2 protein-coding genes are annotated in these 11342 nt (G+C 73.1%); both read right to left on the minus strand.

What is annotated here, in order from left to right:
* The coding region (locus ACIRFL_RS42705; RefSeq protein ID WP_404040850.1) for an amino acid adenylation domain-containing protein at nt 1-4007 on the minus strand (4007 nt) is incomplete at its 3' end.
* Nucleotides 4004-11342, minus strand: a 7339-nt coding sequence (locus ACIRFL_RS42710; protein ID WP_404040853.1) for an amino acid adenylation domain-containing protein, incomplete at its 5' end; no start/stop codon positions are given. The genes ACIRFL_RS42710 and ACIRFL_RS42705, both read right to left, overlap by 4 nt.

The raw sequence follows: 11342 nt of genomic DNA on the forward strand, positions 1-11342 counted from the left end.
CCGACCAGATCGTCCAGCGCGTCGTCGGTGCGGCCGGCGATCGGGGTGCCCAGCGGGATGTCCGTGCCCGCGCCCAGCCGGGACAGCAGGGTGGCCAGGCTCGCCTGGAGCACCATGAACAGACTGGTGCGGCTGTCACGGGCCAGGCGGGTCAGGCGGTCGTGCAGTTCCGGCGGGAGTTCGAAGGTGACGACGTCGCCGCGGTAGGAGGCCACGGCCGGCCTCGGCCGGTTGAACGGCAGGGACAGTTCCTGCGGGAGGTCCGCCAACGTCTCGCGCCAGTACGCGAGTTGTCGGGCAGCTTCGCTGTCCGCGGCACGCTCGGCGCCGAGGACGTTCCGTTGCCAGAGGCTGTAGTCGGCGTACTGCACCGGGAGCGGCGCCCACTCGGGGGCCGTGCCCCGCACCCGGGCCGCGTACGCCGCCGTCAGGTCACGGGCCAGCGGGGCCCGGGACCATGCGTCGGTCGCCACGTGGTGGGTGAGGAGCAACAGGACGTGCTCGTCGTCGCCGACCTCGAACAGGGTGGCGCGCAACGGTGGTTCGCAGGACAGGTCGAAGGGGTGGCCGGCCGCTTCGGAGAGACGGGCGGGCAGACGGGCGGCCTCGGTACGGACGACGGCGAGGGGCGGGCGGGTTTCGTCGAGCACGACCTGGTGGGGGCCCTCGGCGTCCTCGGCGAACACCGTACGGAGCGTTTCGTGGCGTGCGGTCAGGTCGGCGAGGGCGTTCTCCAGAGCCGTACGGTCGAGGTTCCCCGAGAGGCGGAGGGCGACGGGGGAGTTGTAGGCGGCGCTCGGGCCCTCGAAACGGTGCAGGAACCACAGGCGGCGCTGGGCGTGGGACAGAGGGAGCCGGTCGGGGCGTGGGACAACGGCGGTGACCGGGGTGCGGGCGGCGCCGTTGCCGGTGTCGAGGGCGCCGGACAGGCCGGCGACGGTGGGGGTCTCGAAGAGCTGCCGGATGGCCAGCTCCGCACCGAGTGCCGTACGGATGCGGCTGACCAGTTTGGTGGCGAGCAGGGAGTGGCCGCCCAGGGCGAAGAAGTCGTCGTCGATGGTGATGGTGCCGACGCCGAGTACGTCGGCGAAGAGGGCGCAGAGGATGTCCTCGCGGGGGGAGCGCGGCGCGCGGCCGACGCCCGCCTGCGATCCGTAGCCGGGTGCGGGCAGGGCGCGGCGGTCCAGCTTGCCGTTCGGGGTGAGCGGGAAGGCGTCCAGGGTCACGAACGCCGACGGCACCATGTAGTCGGGGAGCCGGTCGGTGGCGAGGACACGCAGGGCCTCCGCGGTCACGGGGGCGTCGGCGGTCGCCGCGTAGGCGACGAGCCGCTTGTCGCCGGGCTGATCCTCGCGGAGCAGGACGGCGGCCTGAGTGACGTCCTCGTGGCCGGCCAGCACGGCCTCGATCTCGCCGAGTTCGATGCGGTAGCCGCGCAGTTTGACCTGGCCGTCGCCGCGGCCGACGAACTCCAGCCGGCCGTCGTGGTTCCAGCGCAGGACGTCGCCCGTACGGTACATGCGGGATCCGGGCGGGCCGTAGGGGTTGGCGACGAACCGCTCGCAGGTGAGGGCCGCGCGCCGCCAGTAGCCGCGGGCGAGACCCGTGCCCGCGATGTACGCCTCGCCGGGGACGCCGGGCGGCACGGGCCGCAGCCCGCTGTCGAGGACGTACACCTGGGTGTTCCAGAAGGGCCGGCCGACAGGGACCGGGCCGGCCGGTGCGGGCGCGCCCGCGGGGATGCGGTACTGAACGCTGTTGACGGTGGCCTCGGTGGCTCCGTACACATTGAGGACGGCGGCGTCGGGGCGGCGGGCCCGCCAGCGGTCGGCGACCTCGCCGAGGAGGAGTTCACCGCCCAGCATGATCAGCTCGCTGGGGGATGCCTCGGCGGGCAGCGCCTCCAGCAGGGCGAGCACACTGGGAGTGCCCTTGAGGAAGGTGGCCTCGGGGCCCTCGGCGGCCCGCTCGTCGAGGTCGGCGACGTGCACCAGGCCGCCGGAGACGAGGGTGGTGTAGAGGGCGGTGACGGTGAGGTCGAAGGAGATCGGCGAGTGCAGCAGTGAGGTGCCGGCCATCTCCGGGTAGGCGTTGCGGGCCCACTGGAGATAGGCGCCGAGCGAGCGGTGCTCGATGACGACGCCCTTGGGGCGTCCGGTGGAGCCCGAGGTGTAGATCACGTACGCGGGGTGGCCGGGCAGGATCGGCACGGCGGGCGCGGTGGCGGGCCCGGCGGTGAGATCCGTGTGGGCCGGGTCGTCGAGGAGGAGACGCGGCACGCCGGAGTCGGGGACGCCGGGGGCGAGTTCGCCGGTGGTGAGCAGCAGCGCCGGCTCGGTGTCCGCGAGCATGAACGCGATGCGGTCCGCCGGGTAGTCGGGGTCGACGGGCAGGTAGGCCGCGCCCGTCTTGAGGACGGCGAGCAGCGAGACCACCGTGTCGCAGGTCCGGGGCAGCGCGATGGCGACGAACCGCTCGGGTGCCGCGCCGTGCTCGGCCAGCAGGCGCGCGAGGCGGCTGGAGCGGGCGTCGAGTTCGGCGTAGGTGAGGGTGCGGCCCGCGCCGGTGACGGCGGGGGCCTGCGGGGTGCGGTCCGCCTGGGCGCGGAACAGGTCGAGGACCGTGGCGTCCGGGACGTCGTGCGCGGTGTCGTTCCATTCCCGCAGCACGCGGTCGCGTTCCGGGCCGGTGAGCAGGTCGAGGCGTCCGACGGGCCGGTCCGGTGCGGTGACGAGGGCGCGCAGGACGCGTACGAAGCGGTCCAGGATCCGCTGGGCGGTGGCCTCGTCGACGACGTCGGGACGATGGTTGAGCCGGAACGTCATGCTGCCCCGGGCTGCCGCGATTAGCAGCAGGGGGTAGTGCGTGGCCTCGCGGTTCTTGCCGGGGGCCAGGCTGATGGCCGCGCCGATGCCGGTGCCGGCGGTGCCGGAGCGGTTGACGGGATAGTTCTGGAACACCATGGAGGTGTCGAAGAGTTCGCCGTGCCCCACGGTGCGCTGGATCTCCGCGAGCCCGAGGTGCTGGTGCGGGGTGAGGGCGGCCTGTTCGCGCTGGACACGGGCGACGAGCCCGGCGAGCGGTTCGGCGGCCCGCAGCCGCACACGGGAGGGCAGGGTGTTGATGAACAGGCCCACCATGCGTTCGACGCCGTCGATCTCCGGCGGGCGTCCGGAGACGGTGGTGCCGAACACGATGTCGTCGCGTCCCAGGTGCTTGCTGAGGGCGACCGCCCAGGCGGTCTGCACCACGCTGCTGAGGGTGAGGCCACGGCCGCGGGCCAGCTCGGTGAGCGCCGCCGTCTCGTCCCGGGGCAGTTCGGCCCGGACCTCGGCGCCGGCCACCGCGGCACGGTCGGCGCCGGGTGCCACGAGGGTGGGTTCGACGAGGTCGGCGAATGTGTCGCGCCAGGCGGTGCGGGCGGCGTCCCGGTCCTGGCCCTCCAGCCACGTGAGGTAGTCGCGGTAGGGGCGGACCCGGGGCAGGACGCTGTCGTCGCCCGAGGCGTCGTAGAGCGCGAACAGGTCACCCATGAGGATGGGCAGGGACCAGCCGTCGAGCAGGAGGTGGTGGTTGGTCAGCACGAGGCGGTGCCGGGCGGTGCCGAGCCGCAGCAGGATGAAACGAAGTAGCGGCGGCCGGGCCACGTCGAAGCGGGTGGCGCGTTCGGCGGCGATCAGGTCGGCGGCGACACCGTCGCGTTCGGCCTCGGCCAGACCGCTCAGGTCCCGCTCGTGCCACGGCAGCGGCACCTCCCGCATGACCAGCTGGGCCCAGTCGCCGTTCTTGCGCTGGCGGAAGGCGACCCGCAGGTTGGCGTGCCGGGCCAGCAGCTTCTCGGCGGCGGCGCGCAGGGCGGCGGTGTCCAGCGCGCCGTCGATGTCGAAGGACATCTGCACGACGTAGGGGTCGAGTTCACCCTCGTCGTAGACGCTGTGGAAGAGCAGGCCCTCCTGGAGCGGGGCCAGCGGCAGGATGTCCTCGATCTTCCGCGCTGTGCGACTCACTTGCTGGCCTCTTCTTCCTTCTCGAAGTCGTGCGGTTCGTCGTCGAAGTCGTCGAACAGATCGTCCAGTTCCTCCTCGAACGCCTCGATCTCGTCCTGGCCGATCGAGGACAGGGAGACGTCGGAGGGGGTGAGACCGCCCGCGTGCGGGTTCTCGGAGTGCGTGACCAGGGCGCGCAGGGCCCGGAACCACAGCTCGGCCAGCTCGCGCACCTCGTCCTTGTCGAGGATCCCCTCGGCCCAGGTCCAGAACGCGACCAGCTCGGAGCCCTCCGGGCCGTCCTGGGTACGGGAGTTGAGCTCCAGCGGATGGGCGAGCGGCAGCTGAGGCGGGTCACCGGCGACGGCGTCGACGCCGGTGAGCGGAGTCCAGTCGGCGGCCCGGTCGCCGTCGGCGGCGGTGAAACGGCCGAGGTAGTTGAACGCCACATGGGGGGCGGCGAGGCCGTCGAAGCCGGATGCGGTGGCCGGATTGAGGTGGCGGACCAGGCCGTAGCCGATGCCCTTGTCGGGGACGGACCGAAGCTGCTCCTTGATCCGTTTGACCGCGGAACCGGCCGCCTGGCCGCCCGCGAAGGCCCGGGCGAGGTCCACGCCGTCCGTGTCGAGCCGCACCGGGTACAGATTGGTGAACCAGCCGACGGTGCGGGACAGGTCGGCGCCCTCCACCAGGTGCTCCTCCCGGCCGTGGCCCTCCAGGTCCAGCAGCAGGTCCGGCCCGCCGTGCCGCCAGCGCGCCCAGGCGAGGGCGAACGCGGTCAGCAGGACGTCGTTCACCTCCGCGTGGAAGGCGGCGGGAACGCGGGTCAGGACGGCTTCCGTGACATCGGTGGGCAGGGCCATGGTCAGCCGGCCGGCCGTGGCCTGGATGTCCCGCGCCGGGTCCAGGGGCCGTCGGCCGGGCGGCGGCCCGGCGCACCGCAGGACGTCCTGCCACCAGGCCGCGTCGACTACCCAGGCGGATTTGACGGCCTCCTCGGTGAGCCGCTGCGCCCAGCGCCGCAACGAGGTGCCCACCGGCTGCAGGGCGGGTTCCCGGCCGGCGGCGAGCGCTTCGTAGGCCTCGGCGAGGTCGGGGATGAGGATGCGCCAGGAGACCCCGTCGACGACCAGGTGGTGGATGATCAGGAGCAGCATTCCGGGGGTGTCCCGGCCGCGGTCGAACCACACGGCCTGCACGACCCGTCCGTCGGCCAGGTGCAGCCGGTCACGGGCGGCCGCGCCCGCGTCCTGTACGAGGGCGAGGAGTTCGGCGCCCTCGACGCCGGAGGCGTCCACCCGCCGGACCAGGCCGCCCGCGTCGACGCTTCCCGGTTCCCGGACCTCCAGCCGCCGTCCGGGGGCCGGGGTGAGGCGGGCGCGCAGCGCGTCGTGATGGTCCAGCAGGGTCTGCAGGGCGCCGGTGAGCGCGTCGGCGTCGAGGGCGGCCGGGACACGCAGCACGGCGGACATGTTGAACGCGTCCAGGTCGTCGGTGCGGGCGAGCAGCCAGTGCTTGATCGGTGTGAGCGGCATGTCGCCGATGCCGGCGCCGGGTTCCTCCGTGACGGTGGTGCCGGTCTCGGTGACGACGTCGGCGAGTGCCGCCACGGTCCGGTGTTCGAAGATGTCGCGCACGGACAGTGCGAGTCCGGCCCGTCGTGCCCGGCTGACCAGTTGGATCGACATGATGCTGTCGCCGCCCAGGTCGAAGAACCCGTCGTCGACGCCGACCTCGGCCAGGCCAAGGACGTCAGCGAACAGCCCGCACAGCACCTTCTCCCGCTCCGTACCCGGCGTCGCGGCCACCATGTCGGTGCCGGGGGCGGGCAGGGCCCGCCGGTCGAGCTTGCCGTTGACGGTGAGCGGCAGTTCGTCGAGCAGTACGACGAACGACGGGACCATGTAGTGCGGCAGCTGCTGGTCGAGGTGGGCGCGCAGCGTGCGGCCCAGCCCCGCGTCGTGGTCCCGGCCCTCCGGCACGACGTACGCCACGAGCCGGGTCGGGCCCGCGGTGTCCTCGCGGGTGACCACGACCGCGGTGTCGACGGCCGGGTGGTCGGCGAGCACGGCCTCGACCTCGCCGGGCTCCACGCGGAAGCCACCGATCTTGACCTGGTGGTCGGCGCGGCCCAGGAACTCCAGCTCGCCGCGGTGGTTCCAGCGGACGATGTCGCCGGTGCGGTAGAGACGCCGGCCGGGCTGCCCGAACGGTGAGGCGACGAACCTCTCCGCCGTCCGGTCGGGGCGGCCGAGGTAGCCGCGGGCCAGTTGGGCACCCCCGATGTAGAGCTCGCCGCGCACCCCCGGCGGCACCGGCCGCAACCCGGCGTCGAGGACGTACACCGAGGCGTTCCACAGCGGCTGGCCGATGGAGGCCGCGGTGGGCCACTCGTCGATGTCCTCGGGGAGGGTCGCGGTGGTGGCCGCATGGGTCTCGGCCGGGCCGTAGATGTTGTGCGCCATCCGCCGCCAGCCGCTCGCGCAGAACTCCCGCAGCTCATGGCTGAGCCGGAACTGCTCCCCGCCCTGGAAGAGATCGGTGAGGGAGTCCAGCGGTTCGCCGATGTCGGTGGCCGCCGCCAGCACGGCGTCGATCACGAGGGTCGGCGCGAACAGTTCGTTGACGCTGTACCGGGCGATCCACCGGGCCAGTTCGTAGGCGTCCCGGCGGACGTGTTCCTCCGGGATCACCAGGGTCTTGCCGACGACCAGCGCCTGGACGATCTCCTGCACCGCGAAGTCGAAGGAGACGGCGAGGAACTGCGCCGTCCGGGTGCCGACGCCTCCGCAGTACGTTCCCGTGTGCCAGGCGAGCAGGTTGACCAGCGAACTCATCGGCATCACCACACCCTTGGGGGTGCCGGTGGAACCCGAGGTGTACACGACGTAGGCGGGGTGCCGCAGGTCCAGTGGACGGACCCGGTCCGCGTCGGTCAGGTCGGAGTCCGGGGCGGCGGCGAGCGCCCGGACCGTCTCCGGGTCGTCGAGCACGACATCGCGGGCGACGCCGTCGCCCAGGGCCGGGCGGGTGGCCGCGTCGGTGACGACGACGCGGGGGCCGCAGTCGGCGAGGACGGCCCGCAGCCGCTGCTCGGGAGCCGTGGTGTCGAGCGTGAGGTAGGCGGCACCCGTCTTCAGGGCCGCGACCAGGGCCACCACCAGGTCGGCCGACCGGGGCAGGGCGATCGCCACGACGTCCTCGGCGCCCACGCCCGAGACGGCCAGCAGATGCGCCAGCCGGTTCGCGCGGGCGTTCAGCTCGGCGTACGAGAGGGTGATGTCCTCGCCGAGCACCGCGGTCGCCCGGGGCTCGGCGGCGACCTGCCGCTCGAAGAGCGTCGGCACCGGCAGCGGGGGCACGTCGTGCGCGGTGCGGTTCCACTCCTCCACCACCCGCCACCGTTCGGCGGGCGCCATCACCTCCAGCCGTCCGATGGGCTGCGCCGGGTCCGCGACGGCACCCTCCAGCACGCGCAGCAGCCGGTCGGCGAACTCCTGCGCGGTGCCGCGGTCGAACAGGTCGGCGTTGTACTCGACGGCCGCGCCCAGCCCCTCGGGCTCGCCGTGCGGGCCGTAGCGCTCGTCGAAGAAGAACGCCAGGTCGAACTTGGCGCGTCCGGTCTCCGGCGCGCGCACGTCCACGGTGAGGCCCGGCAGACGCAGAACCTCCAGGGCCTCCTGGTTGTTGTCGAAGCCGAGCAGCACCTGGAAGAGCGGGTGGCGGGCCAGCGAGCGGGCCGGACTGAGCACTTCCACCAGCCGCTCGAACGGCACGTCCTGGTGCCCGTAGGCGCCGAGGTTGGTCTCCCGGACCCGGGCGACCAGCTCGGCGAACGTCGGGTCGCCCGAGGTGTCGGTGCGCAGCACCAGGGTGTTCACGAAGAACCCGACGAGGTCTTCGACGGCCGCGTCGGTACGGCCGGCGACGGGGCTGCCGATCGGGATGTCGGTGCCCGCGCCGAGCCGGGTGAGCAGGGTCGCGAGCGCGGCCTGCGTCACCATGAACAGGCTGGTGCCGGTCTCCCGGGCGAACGCGGTCAGCCGCGCGTGCAGGTCGGCGGGCACCTCGAAGGGCACCCGGCCGCCGCGGTGCGACTGCCGCGCCGGGCGGGGCCGGTCGGCCGGCAGCTCCAGTTCCTCCGGAAGCCCCGCCAGCGCGGTCCTCCAGTGGGTGAGCTGCCGGGAGATCTCGCTGTCCGGGTCGTCCTCGGAGCCGAGCACCTCGCGCTGCCACAGCGTGTAGTCGGCGTACTGGACGGGCAGCGGCGTCCAGGCGGGGGCGTCGCCGCGGGCCCGGGCGGTGTAGGCGAGGGACAGGTCGCGGGCGAGGGGCCCCATGGACCAGCCGTCACCGGCGATGTGGTGGACCACCAGGACGAGCACCCGCTCCCCGTCGTGCGCGCAGAACAGCCAGGCCCGCAAGGGGAGTTCGGCGGTGAGGTCGAAGGGGTGGGACGCCGCTGCCCGCACCCGGTCCTCCAACTCGCCGGGGGCGACGTCGACCTCGGTCAGTTCCGGCGCCGCGTGGGCGGTCGGCAGGACGATCTGCCGCGCCCCGTCGGTGTCCTCGGCGAACAGGGTCCGCAGCGACTCGTGCCGGGCGACGACATCGGTGAGCGCCTGGCGCAGCGCGGCCCGGTCGAGCGCGCCCTTGAGCCGCAGCGCCACCGGGATGTTGTACGTGGCGCTCGGCCCTTCCAGGTGGTTGAGGAACCACAGGCGCTGCTGGGCGTACGAAAGCGGGACACGCGCGGGGCGGGCCACGGCCGTGACCGGCCGGCGGGCGCCCGAGGCCTCGTCCAGCGCCTCGACGACGCCCGCGACCGTCGGGTTCTCGAAGAACGGGCGGATGGACAGCTCCACGCCGAGCACCGCCCGGATCCGGCTGAGCAGCCGCACCGCGGACAGCGAGTGGCCGCCGTGATCGAAGAAGTTGTCGTCGATGCCCAGCGAGGCGACGCCGAGCAACTCGGCGAAGACGGTGCACAGGATCTGCTCCCGCGGGCTGCGCGGCCCCCGGGAACGAGCGGGCCACACATCCGCCGACCGGGTGTCCGCACCCCCGGGCACCTCGACGAGCCGCAGCTCACCGTCGGCCGACCAGCGCGCGGACCTTCCGGTGCGGTACATCCAGCCCGCCCGGCCGAACGGACACGGCAGCCACCGCTCCTGCTCCGCGGACTCCCCGGCAGGACCGGAGCCCGTCACGTACAACTGTCCCGCGACCCCGGGCGGCACCGGAGCCAGCGCGTCGTCGAGGACGTACGCGCGAGCGCCGTCCGTCGTACCGGGCAGGGACGCACCGGCCAGCGCGGCGGCCACCGCGGGCCGGGCCGCGTCGCTCCACTCGTCCAGCACCGCCGTCCGCTCGGCCGGGTCCAGGACGTCGACCGTGCCGATCGTCCGGTCGGCGCCCCCGGCCATCGCGGCCAGGAGGCGTACGAAGCGGTCGGCCACCGAGCGGGCGGTGCCCCGGTCGAACAGCTCGGCGGAGAACTCCAGGTCACCGGTGACCCCGGCGGGCCGGCCGGCGCTGTCGAAGCGTTCCGTCAGCTCCCAGTTGAGGTCGAACTTGGTGTCCTCGATGGGAAGCCGCTCCAGCTCCACCGCCAGCCCCGGCAGCCGCGCCTCCTCGGCGACGGTGACGCGCGGGTCGGCGTTGTGCAGCGTCAGGCACACCTGGAAGAGGGGATGCCGGGCGAGCGAGCGCTCCGGGTTGACGGCCTCCACCAGCCGCTCGAACGGCAGATCCTGGTGCGCGTACGCCTCCAGGCTCCGTGCCCGCACGCGATCCACGAGTTCGGTGAACGTCGGGTCACCCGAGGTGTCGGTGCGCAGCACCAGCGTGTTGGCGAAGAACCCGACCAACTCCTCCACCGCCGCGTCGGTACGTCCCGCGACCGGCGAACCGACGGGAATGTCGGTGCCCGCGCCCAGCCGCGTCAGCAACGCGGCGAGACCCGCCTGGAACACCATGAACAGACTGGAGCGCGTCGTCCGCGCCAACTCGGTCAGGGCTTCGTGCAGTTCGGCCGAGAGCCGCAGCGACACCTGCCCACCGCGCTGGGTGACCACCTCGCTGCGCGGGCGGTCGTACGGCAGCTCCAGTTGGTCGGGCAGCCCGGCCAGTGTGTGGGTCCAGTAGGCGAGTTGGCGGGAGATCTCGCTGTCCGGGTCGTCCTCGGTGCCGAGGACGTCGCGCTGCCAGAGGCTGTAGTCGGCGTACTGGACCGGCAGCGGCGCCCACTCCGGGGCAGCGCCCCGCACCCGGGCCGTGTACGCCGTCGCCAGGTCACGGGCCAGGGGACGCATCGACGAGCCGTCGCCGGCGATGTGGTGCAGGAGCAGCAGCAGGACGTGTTCGTCGTCGCCGACCTCGAACAGCGTGGCACGCAGGGGCGGTTCCGTGGCCAGGTCGAAGGGGTACCGCGCCGCGTCCGCCAGCCGGGCACCGAGCCGGTCCTCGTCCACGGCGACGACGTCGAGCCCCACGACCACCTCGTACGGCTCCAGAATCACCTGGGTGAATCCGCCCTCGTCCTCGGCGAACACTGTGCGCAGGCTCTCGTGCCGGGCCACCACGTCCGCGAGGGCCAGCCGCAGCGCCTCCCGGTCCAGCACACCCGTGAGCCGCAACGCACCGGGCGCGTTGTAGGCGGTACTGCCGTCCTCCAGCAGACTCAGGAAGCGAAGCCGCTGCTGGGCGTAGGAGACGGGGACCCGAGCGGGCCTCGGTCCGGCCGTGACACCGGGACGCTGTACGGCGACCGGGGCCGACCGCCGCTCCAGCGTCGCGCTGATTCCGGCGACGGTGGGTGTCTCGAAGAGCTGGCGGATGGGGAGTTCCACACCGACAGCCGTGCGGATGCGGCTGGTGAGTTTGGTGGCGAGGAGGGAGTGGCCGCCGAGGTGGAAGAAGTCGTCGTCGATGGTGACGGTTTCGGTGCCGAGGACTTCGGCGAAGAGGGTGCAGAGGGTTTGTTCGCGTGGTGAGCGGGGGCTGCGTCCTTCGCCGGTGTGGTGGTGGTGTTGGGGTGCGGGGAGGGCGTGGTGGTCGAGTTTGCCGTTGGGGGTGAGGGGGAGTTCGTCGAGGGTGATGAAGGTGGCGGGGATCATGTAGGCGGGCAGGTGGGCGGCGGCATGCGTGTGGAGGTCGGGTGTGTGGGTGGCGACGATGTAGGCGGTGAGGCGTTGGTCGCCGGGTCGGTCTTCGCGGACGATGACCGCGGCCTGGGTGACCCGGGGGTGGGCTATGAGGACGGCTTGGATTTCGGCGGGTTCGATGCGGTGGCCGCGGAGTTTGATCTGGTTGTCGGTGCGGCCGGTGTAGATGAGGTGGCCGGTGGGGGTCCAG

It is taken from the genome of Streptomyces sp. NPDC102462 (assembly GCF_044765425.1).
GTDB lineage: Bacteria > Actinomycetota > Actinomycetes > Streptomycetales > Streptomycetaceae > Streptomyces.